Source organism: Parabacteroides sp. AF48-14, from assembly GCF_003477465.1.
Classification (GTDB): domain Bacteria; phylum Bacteroidota; class Bacteroidia; order Bacteroidales; family Tannerellaceae; genus Parabacteroides; species Parabacteroides acidifaciens.
On record NZ_QUDI01000012.1, the window covers coordinates 74,023 to 92,098 of the forward strand.

Consider the following 18,076-nt stretch of genomic DNA (forward strand, 5'->3'; position numbering starts at 1 on the left):
TATTCCGGTTTGTGACAAAATGTAATATTTTGCTGGGTTTTATTTGGTTTTGTAGGTCTGATTTATACTTTTGTATTATTTTGTTTTGCTACTTTGATTTCAAAATGATAGTTCTTATCTTTGCGTTGTGAAGAATAACAAATAAACTCTGGCAGTATTATGAATGTATGCAAAAATGACGCTTCTATTCTGATTATATATACAGGCGGTACTATTGGAATGATAGAAAACCCGGAAACAGGCTCTTTGGAAGCCTTTAATTTTGAGCATTTGGAAGAACACGTCCCTGAACTGAAAAATCTTGGATATAAAGTCTCTTCCATCCAGTTTAATCCTCCGATGGATTCTTCGGAAATGGGACCGGATTCATGGATGAAGATTGTACAGATCATCGCGGAAAACTATCATGACTATGATGGTTTTGTCGTGTTGCATGGGACTGATACGATGGCGTTTACTGCATCCGCCCTGAGTTTTATGCTCGAGAACCTGAGCAAACCGGTGATCCTGACCGGTTCGCAGCTTCCGATCGGCATGCTTCGTACGGATGGAAAGGAAAATCTGATTACAGCAATAGAGATTGCCGCTGCCCGGGAAAATGATATGCCGTTGGTGCCCGAAGTCTGTATTTTCTTTGAGAACGATCTCTTGCGCGGAAACCGGACCAGCAAGACGAATGCCGATAATTTCAATGCTTTCCGTTCCTATAATTATCCGCCGTTGGCGCATGCCGGTATTTCAATTAAATATGATTTTCCCCAGATTTATCATCCGGTATCCAGAAAGCCGTTGAAACCTCATTATCTGTTGGACCGGAATATTGCTATTCTGAAGATTTTCCCCGGAATCTCTCCACTGGTGGTGGAAAGCATCCTGAATATTCCCGGATTGAAAGGTGTCGTGATGGAGACGTTCGGCAGCGGAAATGCTCCCGGATATGACTGGCTATTGGAAATGCTGAAAGATGCGGTCGACCGGGGCATTGTCATTGTCAATGTCACACAATGCCTGGCCGGGAGCGTGGAAATGCATCGCTATGAAACCGGACGAAGATTGCTGGACGCTGGTGTCGTGAGCGGTTACGACAGTACGACCGAATGTGCGGTAGCCAAACTGATGTTCCTGTTCGGTCACGGCATGACACCGGACGAAGTAAAGGAACATCTGAACTGTTCGCTGATCGGAGAGATTACTATTGTTTGAGAATATATTTCATGAGCATGGAAACATATTTTCATGGGCATGGAAATATTGTTTTATGCCCATGAAAAGAATTCCGTATTTCAATAGACCTCTTTTGCCACCTTATAGACGCTATCCGAAGCCATCATCGTATAGAAATGCAGACTTGGAACGCCATGCGCAATCAAGTCTTTGCATTGCTGGATGCACCATTCGACACCGACAGCCTTTGCCTCTTCGTCAGTCTTGCATTTGCGAAGCTCTGTTGCGAACGGTTCGGGGATGTCCGAACGGAATATCTTAGGCAGGACGGTCAGTTGGTTCTTAAATACGATCGGCTTGATTCCGGGAATAATAGGGACTGTAATGCCTTCCGCACGGCAACGGTCAACGAATGAGTAATATTTCTCATTGTCGAAAAACATCTGTGTCACCAGATAATCCGCCCCGTTCTTTACTTTCTCTTTCAGATAGAAAATATCCGATTCCATATTGGGCGCCTCTTCATGCTTTTCCGGATAGCAAGCCATTCCGTAAGAGTACGGAGTTTCGTTCGCCTCAAATCTCGATCCGTCCAGAGCAATACCTTTATTGAAGTTGTTCACTTGTTCCTGAAGGTCGGTTGCATGTTCGTGATACAGGTCCGTGTTTTGTCCGGCTTCGATTGTTTTCACATCTCCGCGAAGCAGCAACAGGTCGTACACGCCTAAAAAATTCAGGTCGATCAGTGCATATTCCGTCTCGTCCTTCGTGAATCCCTTACATATAATATGAGGCACAGCCGTGATGTTATATTTATTCTGGATAGCCGAAGCGATGGCAACCGAACCGGGGCGTTTGCGGATATTCACCTTCTGGATGCTGCCGTCCGGCAACGTCTTATAAATATATTCGCTGTGGTGAGACGTTATATTAATGTATTTAGGATCGAATTCTATCAGTTTGTCTATGACATTATAGACTTTCTGTATGCTGTTCCCTTTCAGTGGAGGAAGTATTTCAAATGAAAAAGCAGTGCTCTTGCTATTATTGATCAGATCGATTACTTTCATATTGTGCTATATTTTGCCACAAAAGTAATAAATCCTACCTGTTCCTGCAATCTGAGATTATAAAATCCTCGGATTTAAAGTTGCTGTAATACCTTCCGGAAATTGCCGTGAACCGCAAAACACAGTAATCCGGGTCTGTTACTCCCTCCGGATAATACATTGTGTCGCCGTCTTGCCAGATCATTTCTTTGCTGGCATTGTCGGTCAGGACTTCCATTGTGCCGCGCAGCATGACGCCCCGGAAGAAACGCTTGTCGCAGAAGTATATGCAGGCATGGTTATCTTTCAGGTACTGGGCGACGCGCCTGGATGACGTATTCGTAGTAAAATAGAATGTTTGAATCCCTTCACGTTTCCGGGGCTGTAACATGGCTTTTATATTCGGAAATCCTTCCGCATCTATCGAGCCGATAAAAGAAATAGACTGTTTGTCGGCTATGGCTCCAATTGTTTTTTCTGCATCTTTCATTGTGTTCTGTTTTATTGATTAATATTATCTTTTTCCTGTTTTTATTACAGGACGAAATTAGTAAATATAGGGATACGCTCCTAATATCTAAATCTTCTATACCCGGTGGCCTTTAAATAAATTGCTAATAATCAGAATAATGAACAGGTTTTATTCGTGTGTTAATGCCGATTGTCTTGTTGGCCGATAATTATAAGCCGTATGATCGACGGTTATCGGCATCGGATTAGTTGCCGGGGAAATTTCAGATACATCCCGGTCTATTTTCAAATAGGTTTAGGTGAAGACTTTCTTTTAGCGGCTTTTTTGTTTCGATCTGTCGTTTTATTAATATCTTTGCGTTCAATATCTAATTACGATAAGATATGGAAAATATGAATTGGTCTGATCTGGCATTCGGTTATATGAAGACAGACTATAATGTAAGGTGTTACTATCGAGATGGTAAATGGGGGGAGCTGGAAGTGAGTTCTTCCGAAATCATTAATATTCATATGGCGGCTACTTGTCTGCATTATGGACAGGAGTCGTTTGAAGGGCTGAAAGCGTTCAAGGGGAAAGACGGCAAGATCCGTGTGTTCCGTATGGACGAGAACGGTAAACGCATGCAGTCTTCCAGCCGTGGCATCAAGATGGCTGAACTGCCCGTCGAGATGTTCGAGGAAGCGGTCCGCAAGGTGGTGAAGCTGAACGAACGTTTTGTTCCGCCTTATGAAAGCGGCGCAGCCTTGTATATCCGTCCGTTGATGATCGGTTTGGGCGCGCAGGTGGGCGTGAAACCGGCTCCCGAATATATGTTCATGGTATTTGTTACTCCGGTAGGACCGTATTTCAAAGGCGGTTTCAAACCTTCCAAAGTGTGTATCATGCGCGAATACGACCGTGCAGCTCCACAGGGAACTGGTACGATCAAAGTAGGCGGTAACTATGCAGCCAGCTTGGTTGCTGGTGAAAGAGCTCACGAACTGGGTTATGCCGCTGTTCTGTATCTGGACCCGAAAGAAAAGAAATATCTGGACGAATGCGGTCCGGCTAACTTCTTCGGTATTCGCGGCAACAGTTATATCACTCCGCAATCTCATTCGATCCTGCCTTCTATTACGAACAAGAGTTTGCAACAGTTGGCTGCTGATATGGGCCTGACAGTGGAACGCCGTCCGATCCCGGTAGAAGAAATCGCTACATTCGACGAAGCTGCCGAATGCGGAACAGCTGCCGTTATCGCTCCGATCTCGCAGATCGACGACCTGGATATCAATAAATCGTATGTTATCGCCAAAGACGGCAAGCCGGGTCCTGTGTGCGAAAAGCTATACAATAAATTGCGTGCTATTCAATACGGTGACGAACCTGATACGTACGGTTGGGTCACGGTAATTGAATAAGAAGTTTGAACATTGGAAATTGAAAATTGAGAATGCCGTTTGTTAGTTTTAACTTTATCTTTTTGTAATAAAATTGCAATCTCGGCATTGCAAATAAGAAAAGATTCTTATCTTTGTGCCGGTAATTTTCAATTTTTAATTTTCAATTTTCAATTACCAAGTGGAATCATTCTTTAAAACACATAAATACCTGGTAGAGCACTTGTATTCGCCGGTTCGCAGAGGACTGATGGATGAGATCGACTGGAACGACCGGTTGATCGGCATAAAAGGTTCCCGCGGAGTAGGGAAGACGACTTTTCTGCTGGATTATGCCCGTGAACATTTTGGTGCGGATAATAAGGAGTGTCTCTACATCAATCTGAATCATTTTTATTTCACGGAACGTACGCTGGTCGATTTTGCTTCTGAATTCAGAGCAAAAGGGGGAAAAGTGCTGCTGATCGATCAGGTATTCAAATATTCGGGATGGTCCAAAGAACTCCGGTATTGCTTTGATAACTTCACAGATCTGAAGATCATATTTTCCGGTTCGTCCGTGATGCGGTTGAAAGAAGAAAATCCGGATCTGTCGGGCAAGGTGGTTTCTTATAACCTGAGGGGTTTTTCATTTCGTGAGTTTTTTAACCTGATGTCCGGGAATAGTTTTCCGGCATACACATTTGATGAAATATTGGTGGGCCACCAGGAGATTGCGAAAGGAATCTGTTCGGTGGGGAAACCGATGGCATATTTTCAGGATTATCTGCATCATGGTTTTTACCCGTTCTTCTTAGAGAAACGCAATTTCTCGGAGAACCTGTTGAAGACGATGAATATGATGCTGGAAGTAGACGTGTTATACATAAAACAAATCGAACAAAGCTATCTGCCAAAACTGCGGAAACTGCTTTATTTGCTGGCGATAAGTGCCCCTTGTACGCCCAATGTAAGCCAGTTGAGCAAGGATATAGAAACGTCAAGAGCTACGGTGATGAACTATATCAAATACCTGACTGATGCCCGTTTGATGAATATGCTTTATCCGGTGGGAGAGTCGTTTCCCAAGAAGCCGTCTAAGGTATATATGTACAACTCCAATCTGATGTATCCCATCCGGCCGATGGAAGTGAATATGCAGTCTGTGCGCGAATCATTCTTTTATAACCAGTTGTTGAAAGACAACAAACTGAATGAAGGCGGAAAGAACGCCCATTTCCTGGTGAACGGGACCTATAATTTCAGGATTGAAGAAAACATGAAAGTGAAGAACAACCCTGATTTGTATTATGCGATCGATAAGGTTGAAGTAGGAGAGGGCAACATGATCCCGCTTTGGCTTTTCGGCTTTTTATATTGAAATATTTTTAAATACTAATAGTAAGAGTCTATGACAAAACAGAAGAAATTTTTAACCTGTGATGGTAACCAGGCTGCTGCACATATTTCTTATATGTTCAGTGAAGTTGCGGCTATTTACCCCATCACTCCGTCATCTACAATGGCAGAATATGTAGATGAATGGGCTGCTGCCGGACGTAAGAATATTTTCGGCGAAACTGTAATGGTGCAGGAAATGCAATCTGAAGGCGGTGCTGCCGGTGCAGTTCACGGTTCATTGCAGGCTGGTGCGCTGACTACGACTTACACAGCTTCTCAGGGTCTGTTGCTGATGATCCCGAACATGTACAAGATCGCAGGTGAATTGCTGCCTTGCGTATTCCACGTATCTGCCCGTACATTGGCTTCACACGCACTGTGTATCTTTGGCGACCACCAGGACGTTATGTCTGCCCGTCAGACAGGTTTTGCTATGTTGGCTGAAGGTTCTGTACAGGAAGTTATGGACCTGGCTGGTGTGGCTCACCTTTCTACGATCAAATCCCGTGTTCCTTTCGTGAACTTCTTCGACGGTTTCCGTACATCACACGAAATCCAGAAGATCGAAGCATTGGAAAATGAAGACTTGGCTCCGCTGATCGACCAGAAAGCGCTGGCTGAATTCCGCGCACGTGCCTTGAATCCGAAGACTCCGGTTGCACGTGGTATGGCTGAAAATCCTGACCACTTCTTCCAGCACAGAGAATCGAGCAACTCTTACTATGAAGCAGTTCCTGCTATCGTAGAAGAATATATGAACGAACTTTCCAAGATCACAGGCCGCAAATACGGTTTGTTCGATTACTACGGAGCTGAAGATGCAGAACGCGTAATCATCGCAATGGGTTCTGTTACGGAAGCTGCACGCGAAGCTATCGACTATCTGACAGCTAAGGGTGAAAAAGTTGGTTTGGTATCCGTTCACTTGTATCGTCCGTTCTCGGCTAAACACTTCCTGGCAGCTGTTCCTAAGACTGCTAAGCGTATTGCTGTTCTGGATCGTACAAAAGAACCGGGTGCAACGGGCGAACCGCTGTATCTGGATGTAAAAGACTGCTTCTATGGCCAGGAAAATGCTCCGGTTATCGTAGGCGGCCGTTATGGTCTGGGTTCTAAGGACACGACTCCGGCTCAGATTCTTTCCGTATATGAAAACCTGGCATTGCCGATGCCGAAGAACCAGTTCACGATCGGTATCGTGGATGACATGACTTTCACTTCTCTTCCTCAGAAAGAAGAAATCGCTTTGGGCGGCGAAGGCATGTTCGAAGCTAAGTTCTACGGTTTGGGTGCTGACGGTACGGTCGGTGCTAACAAGAACTCGGTTAAGATCATCGGTGATAACACGGATAAATATTGCCAGGCTTATTTCTCTTACGACTCTAAGAAATCAGGCGGTTTCACTTGTTCTCACTTGCGTTTCGGTGATCATCCGATCCGTTCTACCTATTTGGTGAACACTCCGAACTTCGTTGCTTGCCACGTTCAGGCTTATCTGCGTATGTACGATGTGACTCGCGGTTTGCGTGAAAACGGTACGTTCTTGCTGAACACAGTATGGAATGGCGAAGAACTGGCAAAACACCTGCCGAACAAGGTAAAACGCTATTTCGCTCAGAAAAATATTACTGTTTATTATATCAACGCTACACAGATTGCGTTGGAAATCGGTTTGGGCAATCGTACCAATACGATCCTCCAGTCTGCATTCTTCCGTATCACAGGCGTAATTCCTGTCGATCTGGCTATCGAACAGATGAAGAAATTCATCGTGAAGTCTTACGGTAAGAAGGGTGAAGACGTTGTAAACAAGAACTATGCTGCCGTAGACCGCGGTGGTGAATACACTCAGCTGACTGTTGATCCTGCATGGGCAAACCTGCCGGACGATGACGCTGTTGTTAACAACGATCCGGCGTTCATCAACGAAGTGGTTCGTCCTATCAATGCACAGGATGGCGACTTGTTGAAGGTTTCTGCTTTCAAAGGCATCGAAGACGGTACTTGGTATCAGGGCACTTCCAAATACGAAAAACGCGGTGTTGCCGCATTTGTTCCGGTTTGGAATGAAGCAAACTGTATCCAGTGTAACCAGTGTGCTTATGTTTGTCCTCACGCTTCTATCCGTCCGTTCGTACTGAATGACGAAGAACAGAAGGGCGCTAACTTCCCGATGCTGGATGTAAAGGCTCCGGCTACGATGAAGGGCATGAAGTTCCGTATGCAGGTTGACGTTCTCGACTGTTTAGGTTGCGGTAACTGTGCCGATATCTGTCCGGGCTTCAAGGGCAACAAGGCGTTGTCTATGGCTCCGCTGGAAGGCCAGTTGGCTGAAGCTGACAACTGGGCATACTGTGTGGCTAACGTAAGCTCTAAACAGAGCTTGGTAGACATCAAGTCTAACGTGAAGAACTCACAGTTCGCAACTCCGTTGTTCGAGTTCTCCGGCGCTTGCTCCGGTTGTGGTGAAACTCCGTATGTGAAATTGATTTCCCAGTTGTTCGGTGACCGTGAAATGGTTGCTAACGCTACTGGATGTTCTTCTATCTATTCAGGTTCTGTTCCTTCTACTCCGTACACAACAAATGAAAAGGGTGAAGGTCCTGCATGGGCTAACTCTCTGTTCGAGGACTTCTGTGAATTCGGTCTGGGTATGGAACTGGCTAACGAAAAGATGCGTTTGCGCCTGACAGACCTGATGAACAAGATCGGTGCCGGCGAGCATTCACCAGCTGAGATGAAAGAATTGGCTGCTGCATGGGTCGCTAATCAGAATGATGCTGACAAGACAAAAGAATTGGCTCCGCAATTGATGGCTTTCGTGGAAGAAGGTATCAAGGCCGGTTGTCCGGTTTGTGCTCAGATCAAGGAATTGTCTCACTTCCTGGTAAAACGTTCACAATGGATTATCGGTGGTGACGGTGCTTCTTACGATATCGGTTACGGAGGTCTTGACCATGTAATCGCTTCCGGTAAGAACGTGAACATCCTGGTTCTGGATACAGAGGTATATTCTAACACAGGCGGTCAGTCTTCTAAGGCTACTCCGGTTGGTGCAATCGCTAAGTTTGCCGCTTCCGGTAAGCGTGTCCGCAAGAAAGACCTGGGTCTGATGGCAACAACTTACGGTTACGTTTATGTTGCCCAGATCGCTATGGGTGCAGACCAGGCTCAGACATTGAAGGCTATCCGCGAAGCTGAAGCATACGACGGTCCTTCTTTGATTATCGCTTATGCTCCTTGTATCAACCACGGTTTGAAGAAAGGTATGGGTAAATCGCAGGCTGAAGAGAAAGAAGCTGTTGCATGTGGCTACTGGCACTTGTGGCGCTACAATCCTACTCTGGAAGCTGAAGGCAAGAACCCGTTCACCTTGGATTCTAAAGAACCGGATTGGAGCAAGTTCCAGGACTTCCTGAAAGGTGAAGTTCGTTTCGCTTCTGTAGCAAAACAATATCCGGCAGAAGCTGCCGAACTGTTTGCCGCTGCCGAAGAAAACGCAAAATGGCGTCTGCGCAGCTACAAACGTATGGCTGCTGAAAACTGGAGCGTGGAAGAGTAATTGATTTTTGTAGATAAGAGGGAATTTATTCCCTCTTGATAAAATAGAAAAGACGGGGTTGTCGAAAGATGATCCTGTCTTTTCTATTTTATTAAATAAGTAGTATCTTTACGACATTGAATCTATAATTAATTTTCTTATTATGAAAAAGTATTTGGCAGAAATGATCGGTACGATGGTTCTGGTACTGATGGGATGCGGTAGCGCAATTTTTAATGGCGGATGTGGAACTCCCGCACAGGTATTAATGGTTGCGATGGCGTTCGGACTTTCGGTTGTGGCGATGGCTTATACAATTGGCGGGACTTCAGGATGCCATATTAATCCGGCTATTACGTTGGGGTGTATGTTGTCAGGCCGGATGAAATCAAAGGAAGGCCTTATGTATATGCTGTTCCAAGTGATCGGAGCCTTGATCGGTTCCACGATTCTGTGGATACTTACTTCTAATATCGATATGGAATATGCGACAACGACGGGAGCTAATTCGTGTGCTCCGGGTGTCGGGATTGCCGGCGGCCTGATTGCGGAAATCGTCTTTACATTTGTTTTCGTGCTGGTCGTATTGGGTACGACTGATGCGAAGAAAGGGGCGGGCAATTTTGCCGGATTGGCTATCGGTCTGTCTCTTGTCCTGGTGCACATTGTTTGCATACCTCTTACAGGTACATCCGTAAACCCCGCCCGTAGTATCGGTCCGGCTTTGTTTGCCGGTGGAGAGGCTTTGTCGCAGTTGTGGCTGTTTATCGTAGCTCCGTTAATCGGTGCGGCTTTGTCTGCCGGAGTGTGGAAAATGGTTGCTGAGAAAGAATAGAATTTAAAGAAACATAATTGAGGCGGAATCTTCGAAAGAGGATTCCGCTTTTTGTAACCAAAGGAGCCGTTTAAAATACAGGGATTGAATAGACCAGTCCCAGCGAAATGCGATGTGTGTCGGGGTCGATGGCTCCCATGTCAAGGGCCGGTCTTTCGAGTTTCACGCCCCGGTACGTGTAGAGCAGGAAGATGAAGAGGTCGCTTTGCTTGATCGGGAAAAACTCGATGCTGCTTTGTGCGTTCCAGGAACGGCGGTACATGCCTTTGGCGAACGGGCCGTTTGCCTTGTAGACGCGTCCGGTTTCGTATGCACCTTTCACATAGACGTTCCAGCGCGGATGGATGCGGTAATCGACATCGGCGATGATAGACAGGTATTCGGTGTTGCAAGCTGTCTGTGCAATTGCAGGCAGGCGGCTGATGACACCATGTTGGTCCAGTCCTTGCCGCGTGTACATGATATCCAAGTAAGTGAGCAACGGCCCTTTCTCGACCGTATTGCCGCAGGTGAAATAGTAAGAATAACGCTTCTGCGTCTGCTGTCCCATCGCGGCTGCATAGCGGAGTTGCAGGACGCGGTCGAAATAATAACTGTTCCAGTTCACCGTGTACATGAAAGGCACTTTCGCCTCCCGTGTATTCTCAGGCAGTCCGGTCGGATAGATCTCATCGTCCTGGCCGCTCCGGTTGTTGACGATCTGGAAGCAAATCTCTTGGTTTGTGTTGACTTGCCAGTTGCCCGATATACCTGCCTGGTAACAAGTCAGCAGGTTATTGAACTCACTGAACTCGCGCACTTTTATCGAATTGACATAATACTCATATCCTCCGAAGTTCACGAACTGTTTACCTATCGTAAAGCCAAATTTGTCATGCACTTTCAGGTTGACATAAGCTAATTCGAGCGAAGACGAAAGATTGTCCAGTGAATAAGGGTCCGAATATTTGTTGAACGACTGACGATAATGATAGGAGAGGTTTTTCCATACATCTCCTTTTATTTCCAACCGGACACGGTTTAGCTTGAAATTCATGCCGTCGAAATTAGATCCGGTGAAGTTGGCGTTGGCCGAAGTGAACAGCTGGAAATTCATTTCCGCACTTTCGATCAACTTCCTTCCTCCCGTGAGGCGTTCAACGAGCGTCGGTTCCTGTCCCGGAGTGGATTCCTTTTCAACTTCTTGTGCCAAAACCGATTGGACCGATAATAATAGTATTGTCAATAAGTAAAGATGTGTTTTCATGTTTGCAATTGAAATATTTTAGCGTTCAAATATAGTAATTTTCCACAACCTTTGGAAATCCGTATTTATTCTTACCTTTGCCTAAGGTTTTTAATATGGTAAAGAGTTTAGGTTATGATTAAGGCAGTTTTTTTTTGATATCGACGGGACGTTAGTCAGTTTTAAGACACATGTTGTTCCCAAGTCGACTCTTCATGCGCTTGAATTATTGAAGAAAAAAGGAATTAAAGTGTTTATCGCTACCGGTCGTCATCGCAGCTCCATTAATAATTTAGGCGATCTCGAGTTTGACGGTTATGTGACGCTGAACGGCGGTTATGTGTTTGCCGGAAAGGACGATGTGATCTATAAACATAGCATTCCGGATAAGGACATTGAAGCGCTGGTGCGCTATCAGAATCAGGAAGGCGAGTTCCCATGCGCCTTTGTGCAGGAAAACGAGATTTTCATGAACTATACGGATAAGGCGGTGAACGACGTGTTTCATCTGCTGAATTTCCCTGCGCCTCCTATCCGTCCGATAGAAGATATTTATGGAAAGACGGTTTACCAGTTGATCGCTTTCTTTACGGCAGAACAGGAAAAGCGTATTATGAAAGTCTTGTCCCATTGTGAGTCTACACGCTGGAATCCGTTGTTTACAGATGTTGTGCCGCACGGAAGCAGTAAGCGTGTCGGCATCGACAAGATGCTGGAATATTTCCATATCGGCTTGGACGAATGTATGGCTTTTGGTGACGGAGGCAATGACATCCAGATGCTTAGCCATGTCGCATCGGTGTGGCAATGGGAAATGCGTCAGAAGAGGTAATGAAGTCGGCCGCCTATGTGACGACTTCCGTCGATGAGAACGGTATCTACAATGCACTGAAACATTTCAACATAATTTGATTTTGAACTGTTATATAAAAAAATAGGGGAGATTATGATAGACGAACTATTAAGATTCAATCGTGAATTTGTAAAGAATAAAGGATATGAGAAGTTTATCACCAACAAATATCCTGATAAGAAAATAGCGATCGTGTCCTGTATGGATACCCGCCTGACGGAGTTGTTGCCCGCCGCTTTGGGCATAAAGAACGGCGATGTCAAGATTATCAAGAATGCGGGAGCTATCATATCCCATCCTTTCGGCAGTGTGATCCGGAGTCTGCTGGTTGCCATTTATGAATTGGGTGTGAACGAAGTGATGATTATCGGACATACCGACTGCGGCGCCAAGCATATGGACAGCGAACAGATGATCGAGGTGATGAAGAAAAGGGGAATCCCTTCGGAGCATATCGACATGATGCGCTATTGCGGCATTGACTTCAAGTCCTGGTTGCGCGGGTTCGACACACCGGAAAGTTCAGTCCGCGAGACTGTGTCGCAAGTGCGAAACCATCCGCTGATCCCATTGGATATAACGGTTAGCGGATTTGTAGTCGACTCGACAACAGGCGAGTTAACTCCGGTCGTTTGATTGGGAAACAGGACTGGATAGACTTGGGTGAAAACTTAAAAATGTATAAACGTGCAAGAAAAACTATGTTTTACAGCATTATTTTAAATAAAATGCTTATCTTTGCACTGTAAACAAAAAGAAAGAGAAAGTTTAGGTTTAGTTATTATTAATCGTTCTCCAAGCGTGGGGAACTTAAATGAGTAAAATTATGATGATGAGAGAAAATGAAAAAAGTATGCGTACTTTAGCGATGTTGCGTTATCAGGCTGATCGTTATCAGTCCGTTGGAAATGGTTCAATGTGTCAGCGAGTAAATGCTGAGATCCGCAGATTGATGAACCAAATGAGCGAAAGCTCTAAAAATTGAGTATTAAACAAGTAAATAATTTGTATTGATGTTGTCTCTCCACCCTTGTCTTTAGAAAGACAGGTGAGAGATAGATGCAGAGGAGGCATTCGACGCTTAAGAGATAGCGGAGTTTGGCCTTTTTTTATTGCCCTTTTCCTTCCTTCCTAATTCGTATTTCCGGGTATTTACAAACCATTTTATTAACATTCTATTTATCAGGAGTGATTTTATTACGCCGCTTTTATGTTATCTTTGTAGTTGTAAAACTATAATCAGTAAAAACACAGTATCAAAATGAGAAAAGCGGGATTATTCTTAGTCTCCATAGCGCTAAGTGCTACATTGTGGGCCGAATCGCCCGAAAAGAAAGGGCTGGATGTGATTAATAAGACCAATGCGGAGGCCTATATCGGTTTCTTGGCAAGCGATGCCCTCGAAGGGCGCGAGGCCGGTTTCCGCGGCGGGCGTATTGCCGGCGAATATATTGTTTCCAATCTGAAGACGATGGGGATCGAGCCTTTGTTCGAGTCTTATTATCAGCCTTTCGATGCCTATAATAAAGAGCGCCAGAAGAGAGGGCGTTTCCAGGTTCATCCGGATTCGATCGCCAAGCTGAAGCAAGGTGTCCACCAGAAGTTGTCAATGAATAATATTTTGGGAAAGATCGAAGGCAAGAACCCGAACGAATATGTGATTATCGGTGCCCATTACGATCATTTGGGGATCGACCCGATGCTGGATGGCGACCAAATCTATAATGGCGCCGACGACAATGCATCCGGCGTTTCGGCTGTTTTGCAGGTCGCAAAAGCGTTTTTGGCAACGGGCGTGCAGCCGGAGCGAACTGTGATCTTTGCTTTCTGGGACGGTGAGGAAAAAGGCCTGTTGGGTTCCAAATATTTTGTGCAGACATTCCCCGATATGGATAAAGTGAAAGGATATCTGAATTACGATATGATAGGCCGCAATAACGACGAGTCTAAACCGACGCACGTCGTCTATTTCTATACCGAGGCGCATCCTGCGTTTGGCGACTGGCTGAAGAACGATATCAAGAAATACGGTTTGAATCTGGCTCCGGATTATCGTCCGTGGGACAAGCCGGTAGGAGGGAGTGATAATGCTTCTTTTGCCCTGTTGGACATTCCGGTTATCTGGTATCATACGGACGGCCATCCCGACTATCATATGCCGGGCGACCATGTGGAAAAAATCAATTGGAACAAAATCGTCGATATCACCAAAGCCTCTTTCCTGAATATGTGGAATCTGGCGAATGAGAAAGAGTATTAAATAATGCTATTCCTACCCCCTTATTGTATAAAACGCATTTTTTAGTCTCAAAAGACATCTGAAATTAAATAAATGTTAATCCATTTTTTTGACCTCAAAAAGGGACTTTTTCGCCTTTTTTGAGTGTTTCCAGCAATTACGACCGTCCTCTTTGCCATTGCGACCGTTCTAATGTGTAGTGCACTCGGCACCTCGCGAAGATTAGGACGGTCGTAATGGAGATTAGGACGGTCATAATTGAAAAGAGGACCGTTTTCATGGCAAAAAAGCCCCTGAATTTCCTTGGGATATTTGGAACGCCGTCCGTTTTATTTTGCTACAGGCGATTCTCCGGGAGTTAAGCTTTATCACTTTGCCGCTGTTTTGGCCTTCTGATAATCAAATTGCACGTATTTCGGAGTGACCTCGGCACCTCATTTCATCTGGTGTCAGGTAGAGGGGGTAAAACCATAAAAAGAGTCAATCCAAAATCGATCGAAATTTCGGACGAAATAGAAAAACGGCCGAAATGGGGGTTATTGTCTATTTTTTTATTTGCAAAAGGTTCAAAACTTGCCGGAATAGAATCATCATTTATATGATAAGACACGAAAAGGCATTCGTTAGGAATGTCGATTTATTTCGTACCTTTGCCGCTCATTTTATATAAGGTAATACATTAATAATATATGATTTCAATAGACGGACTAACAGTAGAGTTTGGCGGTAGCGCACTATTTTCAGATGTTTCTTTTGTCATTAACGAGAAAGACCGGATTGCCCTGATGGGTAAGAATGGGGCCGGTAAATCCACCTTGTTGAAGATATTGGCAGGCGTGCGTGAGGCGACTCGCGGAAAAGTATCCGCCCCGAAAGGTACGGTGATCGCTTACCTGCCGCAGCATCTGATGACGGAAGACGGACGTACGGTGTTTGAAGAGACTGCACAGGCCTTTGCCCATCTGCACCAGATGGAGGCGGAGATTGCCGAACTGAACAAGGAGTTGGAAACGCGTACGGACTACGAATCGGACAGTTATATGGAACTGATCGAACGTGTTTCGACCCTGAGTGAGAAGTTCTATTCCATAGAAGAGATCAATTATGATGCCGACATAGAGAAAACGCTGATGGGGCTGGGCTTTACCCGTGAAGACTTTACGCGCCAGACGAGCGAGTTCAGCGGTGGATGGCGTATGCGTATCGAGCTGGCCAAGTTGCTGCTGAAGAAGCCGGATGTGTTGTTGCTGGACGAGCCGACGAACCACCTCGATATCGAGTCTATCCAATGGCTGGAAGATTTCCTGATCGATAACGGGCAGGCGGTTGTCGTGATCAGCCACGACCGTGCCTTTGTCGACCATATCACCACCCGCACGATTGAAGTGACGATGGGCCGTATATATGATTATAAAGTGAATTACAGCCAATACCTGCAATTGCGCAAGGAACGCCGCGAACAGCAGCAGAAAGCCTACGACGAGCAGCAGAAGTTTATTGCCGAAACGAAGGAGTTTATCGAACGTTTCAAAGGTACTTATTCCAAGACTTTGCAAGTGCAGAGCCGTGTGAAGATGCTGGAAAAGCTGGAGATACTGGAAGTGGACGAAGAGGATACTTCCGCTTTGCGCCTGAAATTCCCGCCGTCTCCCCGTTCCGGCTCCTATCCGGTGATCATCGAGAATGTGGCGAAATCGTATGGCGAGCACACGGTCTTCCGTAATGCCAATCTGACGATCGAACGCGGCGACAAGATTGCTTTTGTCGGAAAGAACGGCGAAGGTAAATCTACGTTGGTGAAATGTATCATGAAAGAAATCGAGCACGACGGCACGCTGACGATCGGCCACAATGTGATGATCGGTTATTTCGCTCAGAACCAGGCTTCCTTGCTGGATGAAAACCTGACGGTGTTCCAGACGATAGACGATGTGGCTAAAGGTGATATCCGGAATAAAATCAAAGACCTGTTAGGAGCCTTTATGTTTGGCGGCGAGAACTCGGCGAAGAAAGTGAAAGTGCTTTCGGGTGGCGAACGGACGCGTCTGGCGATGATCAAGTTGTTGCTCGAACCGGTCAACCTGTTGATTCTCGACGAGCCGACGAACCACTTGGATATGAAAACGAAAGATATCCTGAAACAGGCCCTGCTGGATTTTGACGGGACGTTGATTGTCGTTTCGCACGACCGTGATTTCCTCGACGGGCTTGTCACCAAAGTATATGAGTTCGGCAACAAGAAAGTCACCGAACATCTGGAAGGAATCTACGAATTCCTGCAACGCAAGAAGATGGAGAACCTGAACGAGCTGGAACGGAAGAACTAAATCCGTATGCCCAATCCCAACATCAAGTCGTAAGTGGAGCTATCTACGCGCGGATAATACTTGTAGTTTGTCCGGCGCGAGAAATAGCGGTTTGTCAGCGTGATGTTCCACCGGTCTTTCAGTATGTAAGCTAATTTCATCGAGAAAATCGTCAGACGTGCATTTCCCTTGTCGCCCTGGATGTTCAGGGTGCTTGGGTCTGTTGTGGACCAATCCATCTCCGGATTGTAGCCCTTCCATGTGAAGATATGGTAATTCTCTAAATTGAGCAGGAAAGCCAGCCGTTTGTCATAGATGATGCCGGCTCCGGCTTTTGTGCTGTAGCCGCTGCCTAAGTTGTAATCCCGTTCGCCGAGCAGCATATAATCGGACAGGCTGGCGCCGAGCGCAACGCCGTTGAGGTAAAATTCGGAATATATATCAGTTTTGTCTCCCGGTGTCGCTTGCTTGTAATAGATTAGACCGCCTCCTGCTGAGGCCGGTGCGGCGATGCGATAGGGCGGAACGGTCATGTCGCTTCCGTGGCGCAGTTCGGAATTGTAGAAGTCGAAATGCTGGAAGAACCCGGCGGAGAGTGTACGAGGTCCTTTCGTCCAAACCGTTTTTCCCCATAAGGCGCCGATGGCATTCACTTGGCTGACGACCGGTTGGGCGGAGAACAGGTCGAGCCCGAAGTTAAAGCGGAACCATTCGTAAGGCGAATAGAAATCATCATTAATCGGTGTCCCGTAGTCGATACGGAAGTTAACATTTAAACTGGTCGTTCCCCGTTTCGATCCTTCCTGTTCGGCTAAAAAACGAGGTCCTGTCGTCACTACGAAGTTGACCGGGACGGAGCTGTAAGTACGTCCTTTGGAAGAGCTGTGCCGCCAGGCTTCGCCCGAAATGATGCGGTTGAATGCACGGACGGGGGAGAGGATACCCGACAACACTTCGCGCCCTACGCGTTCGGCTCCCGACGAGCGGTTGTCGATAAACAAATCGGACAGGCGGTAGGTGATTTCACCCAACTCGATCCCGCCGAATGTCGTTGCCAGCATATCGTTGATCGAAGGCGGTTCGGTCTCCATAAAAAATTCCCACATCAGGCTACCGCCGGCCGCAAACGGGGCGGACTGCCAGAAATTCATCCCGTTGCTGCGGGCCGCATTGAAATAGAGCGAACCGTGATAGGGGTGGGAGAACAGGTTTGTGGTGAACTGGTCGGTGTCCCAGACCGGGCCTTTCTTGAAGTTGCTTTTAATGGTATGCCCGTTGATATAGGACCACTCTTCCTTCATGATAAAACGGTCGAATCCCCAAACAAGCATATTGAGCCCGAATGTTTCGGCTGCCGCTTTCCAGGGGCGGCGGGGTTGGAACAAGGTCGTATCACTGACGTAATAACGGTGTACTGTTTGAGGGATATAATCTTGTCCCCATGCCCAAGAGGACGAAAGCAGACAAATCAGTCCGGCTAATATAAATTTCTTCATTTTTCTCTTAATTAGATAATCATCAGCACATAATCAGGTACAAACATATATATAATAAACAGCCGGATATTCGTTTGGTTTAAATTATTATCAGGTCGACTTGATAGAAAACAACAACATTGGAAGGAAATACT

General features: G+C 45.9%; 13 protein-coding genes and 1 pseudogene. 10 read left to right on the forward strand and 4 right to left on the reverse strand.

Annotated elements, in window-relative coordinates; genetic code table 11:
• The first annotated feature begins 159 nt into the window (after positions 1-159).
• On the forward strand, positions 160-1,203 hold the full coding sequence (locus DW083_RS07635) for an asparaginase (RefSeq protein WP_122331983.1): 1,044 nt from the start codon (positions 160-162) through the stop codon (positions 1,201-1,203).
• A gap of 80 nt (positions 1,204-1,283) precedes the next feature.
• Here the strand turns inward: DW083_RS07635 and metF are convergent, their stop codons facing one another.
• Together metF and DW083_RS07645 are read right to left on the reverse strand one after the other, a co-directional pair.
• The gene (metF, locus tag DW083_RS07640) at positions 1,284-2,234 is read right to left on the reverse strand and encodes a methylenetetrahydrofolate reductase [NAD(P)H] (protein ID WP_115499782.1); all 951 of its coding nucleotides are present in this window, start codon (positions 2,232-2,234) and stop codon (positions 1,284-1,286) included.
• A gap of 34 nt (positions 2,235-2,268) precedes the next feature.
• On the reverse strand, positions 2,269-2,703 hold the full coding sequence (locus tag DW083_RS07645) for a pyridoxamine 5'-phosphate oxidase family protein (protein ID WP_122331984.1): 435 nt from the start codon (positions 2,701-2,703) through the stop codon (positions 2,269-2,271).
• Positions 2,704-3,068: 365 nt separating this feature from the next.
• On the opposite strand from DW083_RS07645, the gene DW083_RS07650 reads away from it, so the two are divergent.
• The 4 genes from DW083_RS07650 (at position 3,069) to DW083_RS07665 (ending at position 9,823) form a co-directional block, all read left to right on the forward strand.
• Positions 3,069-4,088: a branched-chain amino acid aminotransferase gene (locus tag DW083_RS07650; protein ID WP_122331985.1), complete on the forward strand. Its 1,020-nt coding sequence runs from the start codon at positions 3,069-3,071 to the stop codon at positions 4,086-4,088.
• Positions 4,089-4,248: 160 nt separating this feature from the next.
• Positions 4,249-5,427, forward strand: a complete 1,179-nt coding sequence (locus tag DW083_RS07655) for an ATP-binding protein (protein WP_122331986.1) — start codon at positions 4,249-4,251, stop codon at positions 5,425-5,427.
• Positions 5,428-5,457: 30 nt separating this feature from the next.
• Entirely contained in the window at positions 5,458-9,009 is a 3,552-nt protein-coding gene (gene nifJ, locus DW083_RS07660; RefSeq protein ID WP_122331987.1) for a pyruvate:ferredoxin (flavodoxin) oxidoreductase, read from the forward strand.
• 142 nt (positions 9,010-9,151) lie between these two features.
• Entirely contained in the window at positions 9,152-9,823 is a 672-nt protein-coding gene (locus tag DW083_RS07665; RefSeq protein ID WP_115499776.1) for an MIP/aquaporin family protein, read from the forward strand.
• Between the two features lie 70 nt (positions 9,824-9,893).
• Here DW083_RS07665 and DW083_RS07670 read toward each other — a convergent pair whose 3' ends face one another.
• Complete coding sequence (locus DW083_RS07670) at positions 9,894-11,069, reverse strand: porin (RefSeq protein ID WP_122331988.1); 1,176 nt, start codon at positions 11,067-11,069, stop codon at positions 9,894-9,896.
• Positions 11,070-11,208: 139 nt separating this feature from the next.
• On the opposite strand from DW083_RS07670, the pseudogene DW083_RS07675 reads away from it, so the two are divergent.
• The 5 genes and pseudogenes from DW083_RS07675 to DW083_RS07690 all read left to right on the forward strand — a co-directional run bounded on the left by DW083_RS07675 (position 11,209) and on the right by DW083_RS07690 (position 16,467).
• Positions 11,209-11,960: pseudogene (locus DW083_RS07675) on the forward strand (Cof-type HAD-IIB family hydrolase).
• A gap of 34 nt (positions 11,961-11,994) precedes the next feature.
• The gene (locus tag DW083_RS07680; protein WP_122331989.1) at positions 11,995-12,537 is read left to right on the forward strand and encodes a carbonic anhydrase; all 543 of its coding nucleotides are present in this window, start codon (positions 11,995-11,997) and stop codon (positions 12,535-12,537) included.
• Positions 12,538-12,727: 190 nt separating this feature from the next.
• Positions 12,728-12,886 carry a hypothetical protein gene (locus DW083_RS22240; protein WP_167451669.1) on the forward strand — a complete coding sequence of 53 codons (159 nt, stop codon included), beginning with the start codon at positions 12,728-12,730 and terminating at the stop codon, positions 12,884-12,886.
• A gap of 276 nt (positions 12,887-13,162) precedes the next feature.
• Positions 13,163-14,161 (forward strand): M28 family metallopeptidase, encoded by a 999-nt coding sequence (locus DW083_RS07685; protein WP_122331990.1) that lies wholly within the window; start codon positions 13,163-13,165, stop codon positions 14,159-14,161.
• 668 nt (positions 14,162-14,829) lie between these two features.
• On the forward strand, positions 14,830-16,467 hold the full coding sequence (locus DW083_RS07690) for an ABC-F family ATP-binding cassette domain-containing protein (RefSeq protein WP_122331991.1): 1,638 nt from the start codon (positions 14,830-14,832) through the stop codon (positions 16,465-16,467).
• Here DW083_RS07690 and DW083_RS07695 read toward each other — a convergent pair.
• Positions 16,464-17,942 carry a DUF3943 domain-containing protein gene (locus DW083_RS07695; protein WP_115499770.1) on the reverse strand — a complete coding sequence of 493 codons (1,479 nt, stop codon included), beginning with the start codon at positions 17,940-17,942 and terminating at the stop codon, positions 16,464-16,466. The genes DW083_RS07690 and DW083_RS07695 overlap by 4 nt on opposite strands.
• Positions 17,943-18,076: the final 134 nt, after the last annotated feature.